This window comes from Rhizobium sp. SRDI969, from assembly GCF_025152725.1.
GTDB lineage: Bacteria > Pseudomonadota > Alphaproteobacteria > Rhizobiales > Rhizobiaceae > Rhizobium > Rhizobium leguminosarum_I.
This window is the reverse complement of the sequence record NZ_CP104036.1, coordinates 25,190-45,956: the sequence shown is the minus strand read 5'-3', so window position 1 is coordinate 45,956 and position 20,767 is coordinate 25,190. Positions and strand designations below refer to the sequence as shown.

The following is a 20,767-nucleotide window of genomic DNA, read 5'->3' as shown; positions in this document are numbered from 1 at the left end:
AGAAGCCATATCATGTGGGAGACAGTCCTTGGCATTCACCATTGCCCGCAGTCTGGTTGCGTTCGGTGTCGCCGTTTCGGCCGGCCTTTTCATGTCGATCGGTTTGCAGCAATCGGCGCTCGAACGGCTGAAAGTCAACGGGCCGGTTTATGAGCAGGTCGTCTACGGCAAAGATTTGATTGCCGATATTCTGCCGCCGCCACTGTTTGTGGTCGAATCCTACATGCTCTCCTTCGAGGCAAGCAAATTTCCCGAACTCACAGAAACCAATCTTGCCAAGATCGCAAATCTAAAGGCCGCTTACGATGACCGCCGCGCCTATTGGAAAACCACCCGGCTGCCGCAAGCCTTAAAAGACGAGCTTGAAAGCGATGTCATCGCCAAGGGCGACGCATTCTGGCGGGTGATGAACCGTGAGATCATCCCGGCCCTGAATGCCAGGGATGAAGACAAGGCGCATGGTGCGATCGAGCAGCTGCGCGTCGCCTTTCATTCGCACCAGGATGCGGTCGAGAAACTCGTTGCCAATTCCGACGCCTTCCTGAAGGGCGAGGAGCGCAATGCAGCCTCGGAGATCGTCACCTGGACGATCTATGCGGGTGCTGCGGGTCTCGGTTCGTTCGGGCTGTTGCTGGTGGGGCTCTATCTCCTGCGCCGCCGAGCAATCGTGCCGCTCGATGGCATGAAGGCCTATATGGGCAACCTTGCCGAAGGCGACTTTTCGACCGACGTTCCCTATGCCAACCGGTCCGACGAGATCGGAGCCATGTCCAAGGCCGTGGCGATATTCCGCCGCAACGCGCTTGAGCGGCAGGACGCGCAGAAGCGCGAGACCGCACTACGCGATGCGGAATTCGAGCGCGAACGCAGCCAGCTGGCCGAAAGGGCCGCCGAGGAGCAGATCCGCGAAACGGTGATCGATCGGCTGACATACGGCCTGGAACAACTGTCGACCGGCAATCTCGATTGCCGGATCAAGACACCCTTCGCCGCCGCCTACGAGACTTTGCGCGCGAAGTTCAACGACAGTATGGACGCGCTTTGCGCTTCGATGGCGGAGATCGCCCAGACCTCCAAGCAAGTGGGCAGCTCCTCGGCCGGCATCACCGATGCAGCCGACAGTCTTGCGTCGCGCACGGAACAGCAGGCCGCAATGCTCGAAGAGGCGACAGCCGCGCTCGATGAAATGAATATCAAAGCCAAAGATGCCTCCGACCATGCCGGCAGAGCGACAGGCATGATGGCTCAGACCCGCACCAGCGCCGAACATTCGGCGGCCGTCGTTCGCGAAGCAATCGCCGCCATGGAAAGGATCGAAGGTTCGTCCTCCCAGATCGGCGAGATCGTCAATGTCATCGATGAAATCGCCTTCCAGACCAATCTTCTGGCGCTCAATGCCGGGGTTGAAGCAGCGCGGGCGGGCGAAGCAGGCAAGGGTTTTGCCGTCGTGGCGCAGGAAGTGCGTGAACTTGCCATGCGCTCGGCCAACGCCGCCAAGGAGATCAGAGCTCTGATCTCCACCTCCTCGGCCCAGGTCTCCACCGGTGTGGAGCTCGTCAACCGAACCGGCAAGGCGCTCCTGGAAATCGAAGGGCAAGTCGAGCAGGTTGCCGGCCTGATCGCCCGCATCGTTTCGGTGTCCTCCGAACAGGCGGTGGCGATCGGCGAGATCAACGCCTCCGTCAACGCGCTCGATCAGGTAACGCAACGCAACGCAGCCATGGCCGTCGAAACCGCCTCAGCCTGCCGGGCGCTCGGCAGCCAGACACAGACGCTGGAGGGGGTCGTCAACCGCTTTCAGGTCGATGCGGGAGCCAGCACGTCCAGACCACAGAAAGCTGCTTGAGGTGTGATCAGCAGTTTGATCCCGCCTCTGCCTGTCCGACCACCTCAGCCCGTAACGATCGCCACAACGGCAACGCAGTCTCCAGCCTTGACCAGCCCCAAGAAATGCCGGGCGCAAAGAATGCCGTTCATGCTGGCGCGGATCTCGCGGGGCGCCACCCCGGTCCGCCCAGTCGGGTAGATGCGAGCGATGACGGCATCGGCTGTGACGGCTTCACCGAGATCAATGACAGGTTCGATCAGCCCGCCCTCCTCTGCGAAGGAGAAGCAGCGGCCGTCCGGCATGTCGAGCCAGGTCGTCGGACCGGTATCGACGGCACCTGCGACGATCCCTGCGTGGCGCAGCACGTTCATGGTGCCGCGCTTGGCAATCGCCGCACTTTTGGCCGTGGCGGTGCCGCCGCCGCCGAGTTCCGTGGTGATGAAGATCTTGCCCATCTCCTCGGCCGCGGTGTCGTACATGCCGACCGCATCGATCTCCAGCATCTTCATCGAATAGGGAGCGGCAAAGGCCGTCACGAATTCGAAGGCTTTTTCCTGCTGTTGCTTATTCGGCAGGATGTGGGCCGCGCAGAATGGCAGAAAATCGAGCGTCTTGCCGCCGGAATGGAAGTCGAGGACGAGATCGGCCATCGGCAGAAGCACACGGCTGAAATAGTCGGCGATCTTCTCCGTCACCGTGCCGTCCGGCCGGCCCGGAAAGCTGCGGTTCATGTTGCCCCTGTCGATCGGCGAGGTCCTGGTTCCTGCCAGGAATGCCGGATAATTCATGGCCGGCACGATGATGACAGTGCCCCTCACCTCTTCGGCCTTCAGCGAACGGGCAAGTTCGAAAAGCGCGATCGGTCCCTCATACTCGTCGCCGTGATTGCCGCCGGTCAAAAGGGCCGTTGGCCCCTTGCCGTTCCGGACGACCGTCATCGGCACCATCACCGATCCCCAAGCAGAATCGTCGCGGCTGTAAGGCAGGCGCAGAAAGCCGTGCTGGACGCCCTCGGCGGCAAAATTGACCGTCGCGCTGATCGGCGACGGCCGCAAGCCAATCTCTGTCATGACAGCCTCAATCCTTGACCATCAGTCTGCGCGGCACGTTCGCGAAGCACTCGACACCGCTGTCGGTGATGAGGATGCTCTCGGTCGTCTCGAAGCCCATGTCTTCGAGCCAGAGGCCGGTCATGAAGTGGAAGGTCATGCCGGGCTTCAGCTCCGTCCGGTCGCCCGGCCGCAGGCTCATGGTGCGCTCGCCCCAGTCCGGCGGATAGGAAAGGCCGATCGGGTAACCCGTGCGGTTGTCCTTGACGATGCCGTATTTCTTCAGCACCGCGAAGAAAGCGTTGGCGATATCCTCACAGCTATTGCCGGGTCTGGCGACCGCAAGACCGGCTTCCATGCCCTCCAGCGTCGCTTTTTCGGCATCGAGAAAGGCCTGCGTCGGCTTGCCGAGGAAGACGGTTCGCGACAGCGGCAGGTGATAGCGGTTGTAGCAGCCGGCGATCTCGAAGAAGGTGCCCTCGCCCTTCTTCATCGGCCGGTCGTCCCAGGTCAGATGCGGTGCGGACGCTTCGACGCCGGACGGCAGCAGCGGCACGATCGCCGGATAATCGCCGCCGATGCCGTCGACGCCGCGGGTGCCGGCATCGTAAATTTCCGCGACCAGATCGCACTTGCGCATGCCGACCTCGATCTTGTCGAAGATGCGGGCGTGCATCGCCTCGACGATACGGGCGGCATTGCGCATGTAGCCGATCTCGGTCTCGCTCTTGACGGCTCGCTGCCAGTTGACGAGCGCGGTCGCGTCGACGAAACGCGCATTCGGCAAGTGCTTCTGCAGCGCCGCAAAGGCCGCCGCCGAAAACCAGTAATTGTCCATCTCGACGCCGATCGTCAGCTTGCCGAAGCCGCGCTCGGTCAGGATGCCCGAGAGGTAGTCCATGGGGTGGCGCTCGGTCGACTGCACATAGTGATCGGGATAGCCGACGATGTTGTCGTGTTTCAGATAGGCGGTGAACTTGGCGCCATTGGCATCCTGGCCGCGGCCGAACCAGATCGGCTCGCCCTGCGGCGGCACGATCACCGCCTGGTGCACATAGAAGGACCAGCCGTCATAGCCGGTCAGCCAGGCCATGTTCGACGGGTCGCTGACAACAAGCAGGTCAACACCCTTCGTCTCCATGGCACGCCGTGTCTTTTCCAGCCGCGCGGCATATTCGCCGAGCGAGAATTTGAGCTTGGACTGGGTCATGTTTCTTCCCTTCTCTTCCGGCGCCGCGCCGGTCAGCTTTCGAACGTGGTCCCGGCTTTCGCCGCGCCGGCGCGGGCAAAGGCGAGCGTGGCTATGGCGGTGTCCTGGATGCCGGTTCCAGTCAGGTCCGCGATGGTGATCTGGTCGTTGCGCGTCCGCCCTGGCGTCCGGCCGGCGACGATCTGGCCGAGCTCGGCAAAGACCGCATCGCCTGCGACCAGGCCGGCGTCGATTGCGTGATGCAACTCGCCGAGACGCCGCGTCTGCTTCAAGCTGTCGGCGACGTAGAGGTCGGCAGCTGCGATGGCGGCCGGGTCGATCTCGTTCTTGTGTTCGGCATCCGAGCCCATGGCCGTCAGATGCTGTCCGGGTTCGAGCCACCCGGCCTCGATGATCGGGATTTCCGACGGCGTGGTGGTGACGATGAGATCAGCGCCGATCACCGCACCTCTGGCGTCCGATGTGGCGGTGATGGGAAACCCGAGCTTTCCGGCCAATTCCGCTGCCACGCTTTGCGCCTTGGCAGCATCGCGCGCCCATATCCTCGCTTCGCGGATCGGCCGGACCAGCGTCAGTGCTTCAAGCTGTAGCCGCGCCTGCATGCCGGCGCCGAAGACCGCAGCCACGGATGCACTTTCTCGCGACAAATGTTTTGCCGCGACGGCGCCCGCTGCTGCGGTGCGCACGTCGGTGAGATAGCCATTGTCCAGCAATAAGGCCTGCACCAGTCCGGTTCGGCTCGACAGCAGCACCATCATGCCGTTGGTGCTCGGCAGGCCGATTTTGGGATTGTCGAAGAAGCCGGGGCTGATCTTGATTGCGAAGCCCTCGATGCCGGGCACATAGGCCGTCTTCACATCGACTTCGCCCCGATATTCCGCAATGTCGAGCCGCAAGATCGGCGGCATCACGACGGCATTGGTTGCAAGGGCTGCGAAAGCCTCCTCGATGCAGGCGACCGTATCTCGGTCAAGCCCGATGACTTTCCTCAGTTCCGCTTCCGTCAGAATGAGCATCCGGCTCATGGTCTCTCCTCGCCGTAGAGCGGCTGCGTAGCGCTGATCACCCGCCGGTGCTGCTCCATGTCGACATTCGCCCCGGACAGGATCGCGACGATGGGACCTCCGCCCCTGATTTTTCCAGCAAGCAGTGCGGCGATGCCGACCGCGCCAGCGCCTTCGACGACCTGGCGTTCGCAGGCATAGGCATGGCGCATGCCGGCGGCGATTTCCGCTTCCGTCAGCAGGATGACCTCGTCGAGAAGGTCGCGGCACATGGAAAACGTCACGCGATTGTCGAGGCCGATGCCGCCGCCGAGCGAGTCGGCAAGGCTCGATACCTCCTCGACCTGCACCGGCCGCCCGGCATCGAGGCTTGCCTTCATCGCAGCACCCTTCTCCATCGTCAGGCCGATCACCTTGGAGTTCGGACTGATGCCTTTGACAGCGGCGGCAACGCCGGCCGCAAGGCCGCCGCCCGAGAGCGGCACCAGCACGATTGCCGCCTCCGGCACGGTGTCGATGATTTCGAGCCCCAGCGTCCCCTGCCCGGCCACGACATCAGGATGGTCGAAGGGCGGGACCATCACCAGCCCCTCCTCGCGAACCAGCCGGTCGACCTCCTGCTGCGCCTCGTCCTGCGATACGCCGACGATCCGGACATGGGCCCCGAGGCGGCGGATCTCCGAAACCTTGTTCTCCGGCACCAGCCGCGACATGCAGATGGTCGCGACGGCGCCTTCCGCCTTTGCCGTATAGGCAAGCGCACGGCCGTGATTTCCGGTCGAGGCCGCGACGACACCACGCGAGCGCTCGGCCGGCGACAAGGAGAGCACCGCATTGGTCGCGCCGCGCAGCTTGAAGCTGCCGGTCGTCTGCTGATGCTCGAGCTTGAGATGGACAGGCACGCCGGCCAATTCGCCGAGGGAAGCGGACTGCACCATCGGCGTGCCGATCACGCGGCCGGCAATCCGGCGCGCCGCGGCGCGGATATCCTCCAGCGAAACGGGCAAGGCGCTCACCATGATCTCAGCCTTCCCGATAGGGCTTGGTCATCAATTGACCGAGTTCGGGCCGCGCCCGATCATCGCCGCAAAGCCGCAGGCAAGCCCAGGCGGTCGCGAGATTGCTGGTGACGACCGGCTTGCCAATTTCAGCCTCGATCCGGGCCGCGACCTCTGCTGCCCGCACCGCCGTACAGGAGATAAACAGCGCGTCCGACTGCGGCGCCAGCGCCTGGTGCGCGAAGGCAAGGATCTCGTCCGGCGCGATCCGCGCCATCTCGCGGTCATCGGTCAGGCCGAGACAGGTGAAGCGGTCGATCGCAAAACCAAGCTCCGCGAAATAGTCCGCCATCGGCCGGCTGGTCTCGATCGTATAGGGCGTCAGCACCGAAATCCGTCTGGCGCCCAGCGCCTTCAGGCCGGTCACGGCGGCAGCCGTTGGCGTCACGACGGGCACGCCGGGCTTGGCCGCATGGATCGCCGCCTCGATGTTGCGGTCGCCGATCACCACTGAGGCGGAGGTGCAGGAATAGACGATGGCATCGAGCGTCTCGCCCGGCAGGATCAGTGCCGCGCCTTCGGTCAACGACGGCTGCATCTTCAGGAGATTTTCCGGGGTGACCGGATTGGCATAATGGATGCGGCTGACATAGACGCCGAGGCGATCGCTGGCGACCATGCGCTGGAAGTCGACTTCCGTCGTGTGGTCGGTCGCGAGGATGACCAGGCCGATGCGCTTTTCCAGCGGCCGGTCCTCCAGCCGCGGCGGCCGGCCGGCAGCGATGATCTCGATCTCTACGGTCATGGTCAGTCATCCATCCTGGCGTAGCGTTCCTCGAGCCAGCGTAATCCCACCACCGAGATCAGGCTGATGACGAGGAAGAAGACGCCGACCAGCGTCATCGGCTCGATGTAGCGGTAATTGCTGTTGGCGATGCTCTTTGCCTGGTTCATGAGTTCGAGCACGGTGATCGCCGAAAGCAGCGGCGTCTCCTTGAACATGGCGATGAAATAATTGGCGAGCGCCGGGATCATCGGCGGGATCGCCTGCGGCAGGACCACATGGATCCAGGCCTGGCGCGTCGACAGATTGGTGGCCTTGGCCGCCTCCCATTGTCCGCGCGGCACGTTCTCGATGCCGGCGCGATAGACTTCGGCGGTATAGGTCGCATAGTGAATGCCCATGCCGATGACGCCGGCGACCAGCGGCGCCAGCCGGATGCCGATATCCGGCAGCACGTAGAAGATAAAGTAGAGCTGCACCAGCAATGGCGTGCCGCGGATGAATTCCGAGACGAAAGCGACGGTCCTGGAAATGCCGGCGACCGGTGATCGCCGCGCAATGGCGAGCCCCAGGCCGACGATCATGGCGACGGCAGCGCCGAGGATGGTCGCGAGAAGAGTGATCTTGAACCCTTCGAGAAGGGTCGGCATGATCTGCCAGACGAAGTCCCAATCCCATTCCATCCGATCAGGTCCTTATGCCGTCGAGGCTGCGCGCCATCCGCCGCTCCAGCCAGCGCATCGTCGCGGAGATCGCCGAGGCCATGAGAAAATAGAGGATGAGGATCGTCGCGAAGGGCACCAGCGTATTGCCGGTCTGAGCCCGCACCACCTGCGCCTGGAAGGTCATATCCGTCAGCGAGATCAGCGACACGACAGCCGTGCCCTTCAGGAGTTCGATCGCATTGTTGCAGAAGGTCGGCAGCATCAGCGGCAGCGCCTGCGGCAGGATGACGTGGCGCATGCGCTGGTATCGCGAAAGGTTGAGGGCGATGCAGGCTTCCGACTGTTCGCGCCCGACGGCCTTCACGGCGCCGCGCACCACTTCCGCCGCATAGGCTCCGACATTCAGCCCGAGCGCCAGCACGCCTGCCTGCAGCGGCGTCAGGGTCAAGCCCGCAAACGGCAACACGAAATAGACCCAGAAGAGCTGGACGAAGATCGAGGTGCCGCGGAAGAACTCGATATAGGCCGTCGCCAGAGCGCGCACGGCGAAGAAGCGCGACAGACGGCCGAGGCCGGCCAGGAAGGCCATCACCAGCGCCAGTGCAGACCCCATGATCGTCAATTCGAGCGTCACCAGGGCGCCCTCAAGGATCAGTGTCAGATAGCCGGACCATGCCGACATCGGCAGCTCACTTCCTAGAGCATGTCGCGCAAAACTGTGCAGCGGTTTTGCGATAACGACATGCGTAAAAACAAGGACCTAAAGCGCGAGGAGCGAATCTGAAATATCGCGACGCGCTTTAGAAGATCGTTCGAGGACGATCCGGCCATGCCTGGGGCATGGCCGGCTGCTTACCCTTTGTTACTTCGCCGCAGCGCAGAGCTTTTCGCGGCTCGTCGACATCGCCGCCTTGGCCGAGAAGCCGTAGGGCTCGATGATCTTGGCGAATTCGCCGGATTCCTTCAGCTTCTTCAGCTCGACGTCGAAGGCGTCGCGGAGCGCAACGTCCTGCTTGCGGAAGGCAGCGCCATCGCAATAGACCGGCGCATTGACGACGGGAGCGACGGTTTCGAGGTTCGGGTCGTTTGCCTTGGCCATCAGATCATGGATCGAAAGGACCGGCAGCGAGTAGACGTCGATGCGACCGTCCTGCAGCATCTTGATGCCGCTCTGGCCATCCGGAACGACGATGACGCGGTCGCGCGGCACGCCCGCCTCGAGCGCCAGCTTCTCCTCGGTGCCGCCGCCCGGCGCGCCGATCTTGGCGTCCGGATTGTCGGCGATGTCTTTGTAGCTCGTCAGCTTCAGCGGGTTGCCCTTCTTGAGAGCGAAAGCTTCGGCGTCGCAAAGGATCGGTTCAGAATAGGCAACGGCGTTGCAGCGCTCGGGCTTCATGAAGAGGCCTGCGGTGATCGCGTCGTGGCGGCCGGCCTGCAGGCCGGGGATCATTGCGCCATATTCCGAGATCGAGGCGACCACTTCCTTGATGCCCAGCTTTTCGAAGATTGCGCGGGCCACATCGGGTGCAGCGCCGGACACCTTGCCGTCGGCGCCGACGGCGGTGAACGGCGGCTCGTTGGCGATGGCGATACGCGCAAAGCCTTGCTCCTTCAGCTGCTCGAGCTTGTCATCGGCGGCAGAGGCCGGGGCGGCCGCTGTGATCAGAAGCACCGACAGGCTGGCGGCGCTCAAAAGATATCCTGTTTTCATCGTTCCCAACTCCTCTGATTTTCCTTGAGTTTTGTTCTTGCAGGCAATGTCTGAGGTCAGACGCGGTGCCCCGCCGCAATGATCTTGCGCAGGAAGGTCTGCGTCCTCTCCTGCGTTGGATTGCGGAAGATGTCGCCCGGCTTGCCTTCCTCGACGATCTTGCCGCGGTCGAAGAACAGCACACGGTCGGCGAAATCATGCGCAAAGCCCATTTCATGCGTGACGAGAAGCATGGTCATGTCGGTCTCGGAGGCGAGCCGCCGCATGACGTTCAGCACCTCCTCGACCAGTTCCGGGTCAAGCGCCGAGGTCACCTCGTCGAACAGCATGATCTTCGGCGACAGCGCCAGCGCCCTAGCAATGGCGACGCGCTGCTTCTGCCCGCCGGAAAGCTGCGCCGGGACACTTTTAGCCTTGTCGGCCAGGCCGACCATATCGAGAAGCTCCATCGCCCGCTTTTCGGCCACGGGCCTCTTGATGCCCTTGGTCAGCATCGGCGCCAGCGTCACGTTGTCGAGCACGCATTTATGCGGGAACAGATTGAAATGCTGAAAGACCATGCCGATCTTTTCGCGCATGCGATGCAGATGCCGTTCATCGGCCGGCACCAGCCCGCCGCCATTTGGCATATGGTAGAGCTGTTCGCCGTCGACCTCGATATGGCCGCCGCTGATCGTCTCCAGAGTCATCAGAATGCGCAGGATCGTCGTCTTGCCGGAGCCGGACGGCCCGATCAGCGCCAGCTTCTCGCCTGGCATGACATTCATCGACAAGCCGTCGAGCACGGTCAGCGGGCCGTATTTCTTGACGATGTTGTCGATGCGGATGATGGGCGGAAGCATTCATGTCTCTCCCTGTTGAGACAAGTAATGTCCTAACGATGACGGTCCATCAAAATCATGTCAATTCGTAAAATAATATCATGACAATTATTCTGACTATGCTCAAACGCAAGGCAGCGGCATCAAATCGCAAGCAGCAGCTCTTCCGGATTTCCTTGCGCCAATGAGGCGACGATGCCGAGCCCGGTCCGCAGCTCGCCTTCGGTTGTCGAACCAAGCGAGATGCGCACGGCCGGCGTCCAGCCCTGATCGGTGGTGTGGAACGATTTGCCTGGCGCGATCGCCACGCCGCGCAGCCTTGCCTGCGATACGAAACCGTCCTCCGTATGGTTGCCTGAGAGCGGCAGCCAGACGTGCAGGCTTTGCGGGTGCGCCCGGTACGGCAGGCCGGCCAGCATCTCCGCCGCGATCGCGTGCCGGCTCAAAAGCGCACGGCGCTGCCAGTGGACGAGTTCCATCGCCGTGCCGTCGCTGACCCAGCGGGTGGCGATCTCGGCCATGGCAGGCGTCGCCATCCAGTTGGAGACGAGATGCCGGTTGGCGACGGCGGCGACATAGCGGTCAGGCGCGGTGAGATAGCCGATCCGCAAACCAGGAGCGGTAATCTTCGTGAAGCTCGTCACGTAGAGTGTCCGCTCCGGCGCAAACGCGGCCATCGGCGGCGCACGACCCTCGACCATCGGGCCGAGAATATCGTTTTCGATGATCGCGATATCATGTTTCGCAGCGACGCTGGCAAGCGCCTGCCTGCGCTCCGCGCTCATCAGCGCCGCCATCGGATTGATCACCGAGGGCTGCAGGAAAATGGCCCGGATCGGTCCCTTTCGGCAGGCTTCGTCCAGCGCTTCGGGGATCATGCCCTCCTCGTCGATCGCCAGCCCTTCCAGATGCAGACCGAGATAGGTCGAGAGCGGCACCAGCGTATGATGGCTGATCGCTTCGGTCGCAACCGTCGAACCGGGCGGGGCAACGCTCATCAACGCCACCGTCATGCCCGATGTCGCACCGTTCGTCACGCTGATGTTCAGCGGCGATACCTCCAGCCCGCAGCGCGCCAGCCATTCAGTGGCGACGGCGCGGTGGCGCGGAAACACCATGTTCGGCCTGAACGAAAGCGCCGAGCTGGAAGGCAGGTTTTCCGAAAGCCAGCCGAAGGCCTGCCGCAGCCTTTCCAAATGGATCTGCTCGCAGACCGGCTTCAGGATCGACAGATCGATCACCTCGCCCAGCCTTTCCGGCAGATAGGGTGGCTCCGGCTCGCGCGGCCTGGTCTGGACAAAGCTGCCGCGTCCGATCTCGCCTGATATCAGCCCCCGGCGGATCAGCTCGTCATAGGCGCGGCTGACCGTTTGCACGGAAAGATGCAGATCATCCGCCATCTTGCGATGCGGCGGCAATTGTGTGCCGTCGGAGAGCTTGCCATCCGTGATCGCGCTTGCGATCTGTTCGGCAAGCGAGAGATAGGCCGGCCGGCGGAGTTGAGAGGGATCGGGGCGCCACTTTGTCATGATTTTAACACTGCTGAAAATCAGTTCAATTGACAATGCCAAAATGCGCTCCCATTGTCTTTTCCCTGCGTTTGAAATGATTTCTTTCTAAAGAAAGCACCATGAAGCTCGACGCCATCGACCTGCGCATTCTCGACGCCGTCCAGCGCGACGGCCGCATCACCAAACTGGCGCTGGCCGAAAAGGCTGGGCTGTCGCCGACGCCGTGCTGGATGCGGCTACGCAAGCTCGAAAAGGCCGGGATCATCACCGGTTACCACGCGCGTATCGCGCCGCGGCGCATCGCGCCGGTCGCCAGCGTGATGATGGAAGTGACACTCGCCAATCATCGCCAGGCGGATTTCGAACGCTTCGAGCGCGCCGTGACCGCAATCCCGGAGATTGTCGCCTGCTGGTCGGTCGGCGGCGGCGTCGATTACATTCTGAAGATCATCGCGCCCGATATCGACGCCTATCAGCGGCTGGTCGACGGGCTTCTCGACCGTGAACTCGGCATCGACCGTTACTTCACCTACATCGTCACCAAGACGGTCAAGGAGGACACAGTCCTTCCGGTCTCTTCCTTCACTGCCATCGGTGAAGAACAGAGTGCGTCGTAGACAATCTCTCTGCCAGGCCGCCGTTCTTTAGACCATCTCTCTCTTTTCGCATCCGCCAACAGACAATCTCTCGCCCGCTCCCGTGGAAGACTGACGTCAACCGCCACGAGGAGACTGGATATGACCGCCGTTTTTGCCCGCCCCGCCTATCATGACGCGCTGTCGCGGCTCGCCGACCGGCATCTCCTGCGCGATCTGGCCTATGTCGGCGGCCGGTGGATCGCCGGCAAATCAGGGAAAAGTTTCGAGGTCACCGATCCCGCCTCTTCGGCGACGCTGGCCTGGGTTGCTAGCCTTGGCGCGGATGAGACGGCAGTGGCGATCGATGCTGCGTCGGAGGCTTTTGCCGGCTGGCGCGCAATGCTGCCGCAGAGCCGCGCGGCGATCCTGCGCAAATGGTTTGAGCTGATGCTTGCGGCCAAAGAGGATCTGGCGCTGATCATGACGCTCGAACAGGGCAAGCCGCTGGCGGAATCGCGTGGCGAGATCGATTATGCCGCCTCCTTCGTCGAATGGTATGCCGAGGAAGGCAAGCGGCTGAACGCAGAAAGCGTCACCAGCCATCTGCCCGGCGCGGAAATGATCGTTCGGCGCGAGGCGCTCGGCGTCGTCGGCATCGTCACGCCCTGGAATTTCCCTTCTGCAATGCTCACCCGAAAGGTTGCCGCAGCGCTGGCCGCCGGCTGCACGGTCGTTGCCCACCCCTCCTCCGAGACGCCGCTTTCGGCACTTGCCCTTGCCGAGCTCGGCGAGCGTGCCGGCATTCCCGCCGGCGTCTTCAACGTTGTCACTGGCAACGCCGCAACGATCGTCGGACGGATGTGCGCCGACAATCGCGTGCGCGCCATGAGCTTTACCGGCTCCACCGGGATCGGACGGCTGATCGCCGCCCAATGCGCTCCGACACTGAAGCGGCTGGTGATGGAACTCGGCGGCCACGCTCCGCTGATCATCTTCGACGACGCCGATATCGAAAAGGCGGTCGAAATCGCCGTCAACGCCAAGTTTGCCACGTCAGGCCAGGATTGCCTCGCCGCCAATCGCATTTTCGTCCAGTGCCGGATCGCCGATGCCTTTGCCAAGGCCTTCGCAGACCGCATTGCCGAACTGAAGGTCGGCCCGGGGCTCGAGGATGGCGCCGAGATCGGGCCGCTGATGCACGAACGCGCCGTCAGCAAGGTCGAGGAGCACGTCTCCGACGCGCTGGCGCGTGGCGCGCGGCTCGTTACCGGCGGCAAGCGCCACAGGGCCGGCCGGCTTTTCTACGAGCCGACGCTGCTGACCGATGTGCCGGCGGATGCGCTGATCATGCGTGAGGAGACCTTCGGGCCCGTTGCGGCGGTTACCACTTTCGACACCGAAGACGAGGTCATCGCCCGCGCCAACGATACCGAATACGGCCTCGTCGCCTATATCGTCACGGAGAACGGCGCCCGCCAGATGCGGCTTGGCCGTGCGCTGGAATACGGCATGGTGGCCGTCAACCGGGTGAAGATCACCGGCGCTCCCATTCCCTTCGGCGGCTGGAAGCAATCCGGTCTCGGCCGCGAGGGGTCGCGCCATGGGCTCGAGGCCTTCACCGAGCTCAAATATCTCTGCATCGACACGGCCGCCTGACCCATTTCAAGTGAGACCCCATTTTCAAGAAAGAGGCTACGACATGCTCGACAGAAGCAACGAACTCACCGCCTGGGACCGTGATCACTTCTTCCACCCCTCGACCCATATGGGCGGGCATGCCCGCGGCGAGACGCCGACCCGTGTCGTCGCCGGCGGCGAAGGTGTCTACATCACCGACACGACAGGCCGCAAAAGCCTCGACGCCTTTGCCGGCCTCTATTGCGTCAATGTCGGCTACGGCCGCCAGAAGATCGCCGACGCGATCGCCGAGCAGGCAAAGAACCTCGCCTATTACCACGCCTATGTCGGCCACGGCACGGAAGCCTCGATTACGCTGTCGAAGATGATCATCGACCGCGCCCCCACCGGCATGAGCCGCGTCTATTTCGGCCTCTCCGGCTCGGATGCCAACGAGACCAACATCAAGCTCATCTGGTATTACAACAACATCCTCGGCCGTCCGGAAAAGAAGAAGATCATCTCCCGCTGGCGGGGTTATCACGGCTCCGGCGTCATGACCGGCAGCCTCACCGGCCTTGCCCTCTTTCACAACGCTTTCGATCTGCCGCGGGCGCCGGTGCTGCACACCGAAGCACCCTATTATTTCCGCCGCCCCGACCGGTCGATGAGTGAGGAGCAGTTCTCGCAATATTGCGCCGACAAGCTCGAGGAGATGATCATCGCCGAAGGCCCGGAAACGGTCGCCGCCTTCATCGGCGAACCCATCCTCGGCACCGGCGGCATCGTGCCGCCGCCGAAAACCTACTGGCAGAAGATCCAGGCCGTGCTCGACAAATATGACATCCTGCTCGTGGCCGATGAAGTCGTCACCGGCTTCGGCCGCCTCGGCACGATGTTCGGCTCGGATCATTACGGCATGAAACCGGACCTGATCACCATCGCCAAGGGACTGACCTCGGCCTACGCTCCCCTTTCCGGCACAATCGTTTCGAACAAGATGTGGCAAGTCCTGGTGCAGGGTTCCGATCAGATGGGAGCGATCGGTCACGGCTGGACCTATTCCGCCCATCCGATCTGTGCTGCCGCAGGCATTGCCAATCTCGAACTGATCGATGAACTCGGCATTGTCGAGAATGCCGGCGCGACTGGCGCCTATTTCCGCTCGGAACTCGCAAAGGCCGTCGGCGGCCACCGAAACGTCGGCGAAGTTCGCGGCGACGGGCTGATGGCGGCCGTCGAATTCGTCGAGGACAAGGACGACCGAAGGTTCTTCGATGCCGGCCGCAAGATCGGCCCGCAGGTCGCCTCTGCCCTCCTCGAACGCGGCGTCATCGGCCGCGCCATGCCGCAGGGCGACATCCTCGGCTTCGCCCCACCGCTCTGCCTGACACGCGAGGAGGCCGACATCGTGGTCAAGGCCGCGGCGGATGCGATCGAAACCGTCTTCAAGAACATCTGAGGGAGAAGAGCGGCATGACGATCCCGGAAAAGATGGCGGCCGTATTGCTCACCGGCCATGGCGGTCTGGACAAGCTCGTCTATGACAGCGACGTGCCCGTCCCGAGACCCGCGGACGGCGAGGTTCTGATCCGCGTCACGGCCTGCGGCATGAACAATACCGACGTCTGGGTCCGCCAAGGCGCCTATGGCACCGAGGACGATCCGTCGGCTGTCTCCACATGGCGCAGGCAAGGCAATACGCTGACATTCCCGCGCATTCAGGGCACCGATACGGTCGGCCATATTGTCGGCGTCGGCCCCGGCGTTGATCCGGCACGCATCGGCGAACGTGTCATGGTCGACTTCTCGATCTATAACCGCGACGACGACAGCCTCGCCGACATCGATTACATGGGCCATGGCCGCGACGGCGGTTATGCAGAATATATGGCACTGCCGGCCGAGAATGCCCATGTCGTCGCAACCGATCTGACCGACGTCGAACTCGCCACCTTCTGCTGTGCCTATCTGACCGGCGAGCGCATGCTGGAACGGGCAAGGCTTGTCGCCGGTGAACGCGTCCTGGTGACCGGCGCCTCGGGTGGCGTCGGTTCGGCGATCATCCAGCTCGCGCGGGCCCGCGGCGCCATCCCGATCGCGGTCGCCGGCCCCGGAAAGGAGGCGGCGATGCTCGACATCGGCGCCGAGGCGGTAGTAACCCGCGGCAAGGGCGATCTGGTCGAAGCCGTCCATGCCGCCAGCCGTGGCCAGCCGATCGATGTCGTCGCGGATCTCGTCGGCGGACCGCTGTTCAACGATCTCCTGAAGATCCTGCGCCCCGAAGGCCGCTACACGACAGCCGGCGCCATCGCCGGCCCGGTCGTCCAGCTCGATTTGCGAACCCTGTACCTGAAGCAGTTGGAACTGCACGGCTCGAGCCAGGGAAGCCGCGCCGACTTTCGTCGGATCGTCGGCTATATCGAAAGCCGGAAAATCCGGCCTCTCGTCGGCGGCATCTATCCGCTGTCGGAATTCCACCGCGCGCAGACCGACTTCATGGCGAAGAACTTCGTGGGCAAATTGGTCGTGGTTCCCGGCCAACGATAAGACCCGATCGCTGATCACGCCGCAGGCGAACTTTATGAGCCTTGCGGCGTTTCACGGCCATGGAAAATCATTGCAATGACATCGAGCGTTCGCTGCTGCGGAAGATCCAAGGCTTCCTTCTATCCATGAAGGAGACCGAACTGTCGTTCGCGCCACGCGGCCGCTGATGCCAACCGGCAGCACGACATACCTCACCCCTGCCGAACTCGCAAGAATTCGGCGCGCCGTCGGCCTAGCGCGCCTGATGGACACCGCGGTCAGATTGCCCGTCATCGGCGTGCGGATCGGCGCGGACTCGGTTCTCGGCCTCATCCCGGCGGTCGGCGACATTGCCGGATCCCTCATCGGTCTTTTCATCATCGATGAGGCAAGACGTCTCGGCATTCCCACCCACAAGCTCGCCCGCATGGCTGTCAATCTCGGGATCGACGCCGCCGGCGGAACGGTTCCCCTCCTCGGCGATCTTTTCGACGTCTATTTCAAATCTCATCGCCGAAACGTCGGCATCATCCTCGACCACTTTGGGATCAACGAAGACGAGCTGAACCGGCGCATTTGACGAAGCCGATTGTTTCGCTCAGCGATCACAATCCTTTGCAGTTCTTCCACATCAGGAACCTATGCGGGGTTTTGGCGTTCGCCCTGTTTCAATCACCAAGTGCGAGACCGGCCCGTTGGATCAGAGCTCTCCCCCCAAAAGCGATGAAATGAAACGCCTGCAGGATCAATCCGCGGAAGATGATGCACGGCAGAATGACGGTAAGGAGGAAAAGCGCCCTTCGCTGCTTCGCCGTCATCCATTCATGGTCCTCTCCGGCATCGCTGCCCTGTTGCTGCTGGCTGTCGCCGGCTATTTCATCTGGCTGGTCTATTTCCACCCCTACGAGACGACGGACGATGCCTTCGTCGATTCCCGCAGCTTCTCGGTTGCCGCAAAGGTTTCAGGTTATGTGTCGGACGTATCCGTGACGGATAATCAGCACGTGACGTCGGGCGATCCGATCCTGAGGATCGATCCTCGCGATTATCAGATTGCGCTTGATGCGGCGAAAGGCCAGGTTGGGGTCGCCGAGGCGGCCATTTCAAGCGCCGAGGCGCAGATCGCAGCGGGCGATGCCGCTATCGACGAAGCCAAGGCGCAGCAGAATTCGGCAGCAGCCGCACTTCAGTACGCGCAGGACGAGGCCGATCGGCAGCAGCAGCTGGTCAAATCGGGCGCCGGTTCCGAACAGGCTGCGCAGCAGGCGACCTCCACGCTCAGGCAAAGCCAGGCAAGCCTGGCGCAGGCGCAGGCAAGTGTCACCTCGGCGCTGAAGAACAAGACAGCCGCCGAAGCGCAGAAGGCGAGCGCGATTGCCAGCCTGCGTCAGGCCCAAGCCCAGGTCGAGGCCGCCGAACAGAACCTCGCCGACACGACCATCACCGCAGCGCAGCCCGGTCGCATCGTCCGCCTTTCCGGTTCCAGAGGGCAATATATCCAAGCGGGCCAGGCCGTGTCGATGTTCGTTCCCGACGAGATCTGGGTGACTGCCAATTTCAAGGAGACGCAACTGACGGATATGCGCCCCGGCCAGCCGGTCGAGCTGACGATCGACGCCTATCCGAACAGACCGCTGAAGGGCCACGTCGATTCGGTCCAGCCGGGATCGGGCACCGCCTTTTCGCTGCTTCCCGCCGAGAACGCGACCGGCAACTACGTCAAGGTCATCCAGCGCGTTCCCGTCAAGATCGCCGTCGACGACTGGCCTCAGGACGTGGCGATCGGACCTGGAATGTCGGTGGTTCCGACGGTAACGGTCCGCCCGAGGGATTGACGTGAGCGGCGCTGCGACCACCGCTGGCAGCCAGGCATCGCCGACACAAGCGGCAAACCCGTGGCTGATCGCTCTCGTCGTCTCGCTCGCCACCTTCATGGAGGTGCTCGACACGACGATCGCCAACGTTGCTCTTCGCTATATATCTGGTGGCCTCGCCGTAAGCGCCGACGAAGCCTCATGGGTCGTCACCACCTATCTCGTCTCGAATGCCATCATCCTCGTCGCCAGCAGCTTCATCGCGAAACGCTACGGCCGGCGGCGCTTCTATCTGCTTTGTCTTGCGACCTTCACCATTGCCTCGATCCTTTGCGGCATGGCCTGGAACCTGGAATCGCTGCTGATCTTCCGGATGATCCAGGGGTTTGCCGGCGGCGGCATGGTGCCAATCTCGCAATCGATCCTCGCCGATTCATTCCCACCCGAAAAGCGCGGGCAGGGATTTGCGCTGTTCGGCGTTGCCGTCGTGGTTGCGCCGGTGATCGGCCCGACGCTCGGCGGTTATCTCTCCGACAATTTCTCATGGCACTGGTGCTTCCTGATCAATGGCCCTGTCGGGCTCTTCGCCTTCGCGCTCGTCTATATGCTGGTGAAGGAGCCGGACTCGCTGAAGCGGGAGCGGGCGGAAATGCGCCGCACCGGTATTCGCATCGACATCGTCGGGTTCCTGCTCGTCGCCACCTTTCTCGGCGCCCTGGAAGTGGTGCTCGACCGGGGACAGATCGAGGATTGGCTCGATTCGAATTTCATCGTCGTCACGATTGCAATCTGCATCCTCGCCCTTGCGGCCGCCATTCCCTGGCTGATGACGAAATCGAATCCGATCATCGACATCCACCTGCTGGCAAGCCGGCAGTTCGGATCGTGCTTCATCGTCATGCTGGCAACGGGCGCGATCCTGATCGCAACGACACAATTCGTCCCTGAGGTTCTGCAGCAGAACTTCGGCTACACGGCCACCTGGGCCGGCCTCGCGCTATCGCCCGGCGGCCTCATGGCGATGGTCATGATGTTCGTGTCGGGCCGGCTCTCCGCCCGCATCCAGCCGAAATATCTGATCGCCATCGGTACGGCGATCATCGCGGCGGCCATGTGGGACATGACGAGGATCCATGCCGATCTCAACTTCGGCTTCTTCGTCTGGTCGCGCATCTTTCTCGGCCTCGGTCTGCCGCTGATCTTCATTCCGATCACCTCGGCATCCTATGACGGCCTGCGCCCCGACCAGACTGACCAGGCATCGGCGCTGATCAATGCCTCCCGCAACACCGGCGGCTCGATCGGCGTGTCGATCGCCTCGAACGTACTTGCCCATCGCGAGCAATGGCACCAGAGCCGGCTCGTCGAAAGCGTGGTGCCGCCCGATCCCGCCTACCAACAGACACTGCAAACCGCCACGCAGCATTTCATCGACAGGGGTTTGCCGATGGCGGACGCCCAAACGCAGGCAACTGCCTGGATCGCAGAACAGGTTCAAACGCAGGCGAGCTATCTTGCCTATATCGACGTCTTCCACACGCTCATGCTGATCTCGCTCTGCCTCATCCCCCTCGCCCTGATCCTGCGAAATATCGATCTGAAACAGGGAGGCGGCGGCTCCGGTCATGGTTGATAGCCAGATCGGAGCATCTGTTCCATTAGCCGACATGGGCACCCCGATTTTATTGATGATCGACCGCAGGGACCTTGTCGGTCAGAAACGCCAGAGCCGCTGCGCCGACGAGGCCCGAGTTCTGGTCCAATGCCGCCAGTACCACTTTGACATCCTTGAATGCCGGCATTGCCCATTGCGTGATGTAGCCTCGAATGCCGGGTTGCAGCCGATCGAACTCGTGGGAAAGCCCGCCTCCCATCACGACGATATCGGGGCTGAAGATATGGATCAGGCTGGTGAAGCCACGACCGAGAATTTCCGCTTCCTCGTCGATCAGTTGATTTGCGAGAGGATCGCCATTTCTTGCCGCCGCAAAAACGCTGCGGCTGTCGATGGCGCCGCCATCGTTGCCTATTATCGTCCCGCTGGATTCCATCGACCTCATCTGGGCGCGGCGCGCAAAAGCCGTTCCGGATCCGTAGGCCTCGAAACAGCCTCTGTTGCCGCAGGGGCAAAGCTCTCCATTCGGCGCGACCGACATGTGGCCGACATGGGCTGCCATGCCTTTGCGACCGCGCACGACGCGGCCATCCGACACAACGCCACCGCCGATACCGGTGCTCACGGTGACATAGACCAGATTATCGAGCCCCTTGCCGGCTCCGAACTGCCACTCGCCGATGGCAGCGGCAATCGCGTCGTTCTCGAGGTCTACCGGAAACGGAAACCGCTTCTGCAATTCCGCCTTCAGTGGAAAATCGACAAAGCCGGAGAGGGTCGGGATATTCGAGGCGACCCCCGCGACCGTATCGAGCGGGCCCGGAGCAGATACGCCGACGCCCACCACCGAAGCAGGGTTCAATGCTGCAAGCAGTCCATCGGTCAGGCCGCAGATTTGGGCGAGCACGCGGTCGGGGCCTGCCAGCGCATCCGTTGGTTCGGCTGCGCGCGCCAGGATCCTGCCCTGCTCGTCGACGAGGGCAGCGCGCACCTGCGTCCCGCCGAGGTCGATTCCAATGGCAACCTGCTGCAT

The 20,767-nt window shown here is 62.7% G+C and carries 19 protein-coding genes; 8 read left to right on the top strand and 11 right to left on the bottom strand.

All coding sequences use genetic code 11. The annotated features are described in order from the left end of the window. The first annotated feature begins 28 nt into the window (after window positions 1-28). A complete protein-coding gene (locus N2A41_RS24375) occupies window positions 29-1,846 on the top strand; it encodes a methyl-accepting chemotaxis protein (RefSeq protein WP_260111302.1) in 1,818 nt (605 codons plus the stop codon). A gap of 44 nt (window positions 1,847-1,890) precedes the next feature. Here N2A41_RS24375 and doeB read toward each other — a convergent pair whose 3' ends face one another. From doeB to N2A41_RS24325, 10 genes are all read right to left on the bottom strand, one after another. Beyond that, on the bottom strand, window positions 1,891-2,898 hold the full coding sequence (doeB, locus tag N2A41_RS24370) for a N(2)-acetyl-L-2,4-diaminobutanoate deacetylase DoeB (RefSeq protein WP_003550198.1): 1,008 nt from the start codon (window positions 2,896-2,898) through the stop codon (window positions 1,891-1,893). A 7-nt stretch (window positions 2,899-2,905) separates the two neighbouring features. Then, window positions 2,906-4,087, bottom strand: a complete 1,182-nt coding sequence (doeA, locus tag N2A41_RS24365) for an ectoine hydrolase DoeA (RefSeq protein ID WP_003550197.1) — start codon at window positions 4,085-4,087, stop codon at window positions 2,906-2,908. A 32-nt stretch (window positions 4,088-4,119) separates the two neighbouring features. Next, window positions 4,120-5,112: an ectoine utilization protein EutC gene (gene eutC / locus N2A41_RS24360; protein ID WP_260111301.1), complete on the bottom strand. Its 993-nt coding sequence runs from the start codon at window positions 5,110-5,112 to the stop codon at window positions 4,120-4,122. Beyond that, on the bottom strand, window positions 5,109-6,110 hold the full coding sequence (eutB, locus tag N2A41_RS24355) for a hydroxyectoine utilization dehydratase EutB (RefSeq protein ID WP_260111300.1): 1,002 nt from the start codon (window positions 6,108-6,110) through the stop codon (window positions 5,109-5,111). Before eutB ends, eutC begins: the two co-directional genes overlap by 4 nt. A gap of 4 nt (window positions 6,111-6,114) precedes the next feature. Beyond that, a complete protein-coding gene (eutA, locus tag N2A41_RS24350; RefSeq protein ID WP_260111299.1) occupies window positions 6,115-6,894 on the bottom strand; it encodes an ectoine utilization protein EutA in 780 nt (259 codons plus the stop codon). Window positions 6,895-6,896: 2 nt separating this feature from the next. After that, window positions 6,897-7,556, bottom strand: a complete 660-nt coding sequence (ehuD, locus tag N2A41_RS24345; RefSeq protein WP_260111298.1) for an ectoine/hydroxyectoine ABC transporter permease subunit EhuD — start codon at window positions 7,554-7,556, stop codon at window positions 6,897-6,899. A 4-nt stretch (window positions 7,557-7,560) separates the two neighbouring features. Further along, window positions 7,561-8,220, bottom strand: coding sequence for an ectoine/hydroxyectoine ABC transporter permease subunit EhuC (gene ehuC, locus N2A41_RS24340; RefSeq protein ID WP_260111297.1), 660 nt, complete (start codon window positions 8,218-8,220; stop codon window positions 7,561-7,563). A gap of 180 nt (window positions 8,221-8,400) precedes the next feature. Continuing rightward, on the bottom strand, window positions 8,401-9,249 hold the full coding sequence (ehuB, locus tag N2A41_RS24335) for an ectoine/hydroxyectoine ABC transporter substrate-binding protein EhuB (RefSeq protein ID WP_003550190.1): 849 nt from the start codon (window positions 9,247-9,249) through the stop codon (window positions 8,401-8,403). A 56-nt stretch (window positions 9,250-9,305) separates the two neighbouring features. Next, window positions 9,306-10,091: an ectoine/hydroxyectoine ABC transporter ATP-binding protein EhuA gene (gene ehuA, locus N2A41_RS24330; protein ID WP_003550189.1), complete on the bottom strand. Its 786-nt coding sequence runs from the start codon at window positions 10,089-10,091 to the stop codon at window positions 9,306-9,308. Window positions 10,092-10,213: 122 nt separating this feature from the next. Continuing rightward, the gene (locus tag N2A41_RS24325; RefSeq protein WP_017991304.1) at window positions 10,214-11,599 is read right to left on the bottom strand and encodes a MocR-like ectoine utilization transcription factor EhuR; all 1,386 of its coding nucleotides are present in this window, start codon (window positions 11,597-11,599) and stop codon (window positions 10,214-10,216) included. A 101-nt stretch (window positions 11,600-11,700) separates the two neighbouring features. On the opposite strand from N2A41_RS24325, the gene N2A41_RS24320 reads away from it, so the two are divergent. From N2A41_RS24320 to N2A41_RS24290, 7 genes are all read left to right on the top strand, one after another. Next, window positions 11,701-12,198 (top strand): Lrp/AsnC family transcriptional regulator, encoded by a 498-nt coding sequence (locus N2A41_RS24320; RefSeq protein ID WP_017991305.1) that lies wholly within the window; start codon window positions 11,701-11,703, stop codon window positions 12,196-12,198. 120 nt (window positions 12,199-12,318) lie between these two features. Further along, the gene (locus N2A41_RS24315; protein WP_260111296.1) at window positions 12,319-13,815 is read left to right on the top strand and encodes an NAD-dependent succinate-semialdehyde dehydrogenase; all 1,497 of its coding nucleotides are present in this window, start codon (window positions 12,319-12,321) and stop codon (window positions 13,813-13,815) included. Between the two features lie 43 nt (window positions 13,816-13,858). After that, complete coding sequence (locus N2A41_RS24310; protein WP_003550184.1) at window positions 13,859-15,238, top strand: aspartate aminotransferase family protein; 1,380 nt, start codon at window positions 13,859-13,861, stop codon at window positions 15,236-15,238. A 14-nt stretch (window positions 15,239-15,252) separates the two neighbouring features. Further along, complete coding sequence (locus N2A41_RS24305; protein WP_260111295.1) at window positions 15,253-16,326, top strand: alcohol dehydrogenase family protein; 1,074 nt, start codon at window positions 15,253-15,255, stop codon at window positions 16,324-16,326. Window positions 16,327-16,492: 166 nt separating this feature from the next. Next, the gene (locus tag N2A41_RS24300; RefSeq protein WP_170275913.1) at window positions 16,493-16,885 is read left to right on the top strand and encodes a DUF4112 domain-containing protein; all 393 of its coding nucleotides are present in this window, start codon (window positions 16,493-16,495) and stop codon (window positions 16,883-16,885) included. Between the two features lie 148 nt (window positions 16,886-17,033). Then, window positions 17,034-18,140, top strand: coding sequence for an HlyD family secretion protein (locus tag N2A41_RS24295; RefSeq protein WP_260111294.1), 1,107 nt, complete (start codon window positions 17,034-17,036; stop codon window positions 18,138-18,140). A 1-nt stretch (window position 18,141) separates the two neighbouring features. Further along, entirely contained in the window at window positions 18,142-19,752 is a 1,611-nt protein-coding gene (locus N2A41_RS24290) for a DHA2 family efflux MFS transporter permease subunit (RefSeq protein WP_260111293.1), read from the top strand. 49 nt (window positions 19,753-19,801) lie between these two features. Here N2A41_RS24290 and N2A41_RS24285 read toward each other — a convergent pair whose 3' ends face one another. Beyond that, a complete protein-coding gene (locus tag N2A41_RS24285; protein WP_260111452.1) occupies window positions 19,802-20,767 on the bottom strand; it encodes an ROK family protein in 966 nt (321 codons plus the stop codon).

Coding starts and splice junctions, on each gene's coding strand:
- doeB (WP_003550198.1), bottom strand. CDS start 2,898: ATGACAGAGATTGGCTTGCGGCCGTCGCCGATCAGCGCGACGGTCAAT.
- doeA (WP_003550197.1), bottom strand. CDS start 4,087: ATGACCCAGTCCAAGCTCAAATTCTCGCTCGGCGAATATGCCGCGCGG.
- eutC (WP_260111301.1), bottom strand. CDS start 5,112: ATGAGCCGGATGCTCATTCTGACGGAAGCGGAACTGAGGAAAGTCATC.
- eutB (WP_260111300.1), bottom strand. CDS start 6,110: ATGGTGAGCGCCTTGCCCGTTTCGCTGGAGGATATCCGCGCCGCGGCG.
- eutA (WP_260111299.1), bottom strand. CDS start 6,894: ATGACCGTAGAGATCGAGATCATCGCTGCCGGCCGGCCGCCGCGGCTG.
- ehuD (WP_260111298.1), bottom strand. CDS start 7,556: ATGGAATGGGATTGGGACTTCGTCTGGCAGATCATGCCGACCCTTCTC.
- ehuC (WP_260111297.1), bottom strand. CDS start 8,220: ATGTCGGCATGGTCCGGCTATCTGACACTGATCCTTGAGGGCGCCCTG.
- ehuB (WP_003550190.1), bottom strand. CDS start 9,249: ATGAAAACAGGATATCTTTTGAGCGCCGCCAGCCTGTCGGTGCTTCTG.
- ehuA (WP_003550189.1), bottom strand. CDS start 10,091: ATGCTTCCGCCCATCATCCGCATCGACAACATCGTCAAGAAATACGGC.
- N2A41_RS24325 (WP_017991304.1), bottom strand. CDS start 11,599: ATGACAAAGTGGCGCCCCGATCCCTCTCAACTCCGCCGGCCGGCCTAT.
- N2A41_RS24320 (WP_017991305.1), top strand. CDS start 11,701: ATGAAGCTCGACGCCATCGACCTGCGCATTCTCGACGCCGTCCAGCGC.
- N2A41_RS24315 (WP_260111296.1), top strand. CDS start 12,319: ATGACCGCCGTTTTTGCCCGCCCCGCCTATCATGACGCGCTGTCGCGG.
- N2A41_RS24310 (WP_003550184.1), top strand. CDS start 13,859: ATGCTCGACAGAAGCAACGAACTCACCGCCTGGGACCGTGATCACTTC.
- N2A41_RS24305 (WP_260111295.1), top strand. CDS start 15,253: ATGACGATCCCGGAAAAGATGGCGGCCGTATTGCTCACCGGCCATGGC.
- N2A41_RS24300 (WP_170275913.1), top strand. CDS start 16,493: ATGCCAACCGGCAGCACGACATACCTCACCCCTGCCGAACTCGCAAGA.
- N2A41_RS24295 (WP_260111294.1), top strand. CDS start 17,034: ATGAAACGCCTGCAGGATCAATCCGCGGAAGATGATGCACGGCAGAAT.
- N2A41_RS24285 (WP_260111452.1), bottom strand. CDS start 20,767: ATGCAGCAGGTTGCCATTGGAATCGACCTCGGCGGGACGCAGGTGCGC.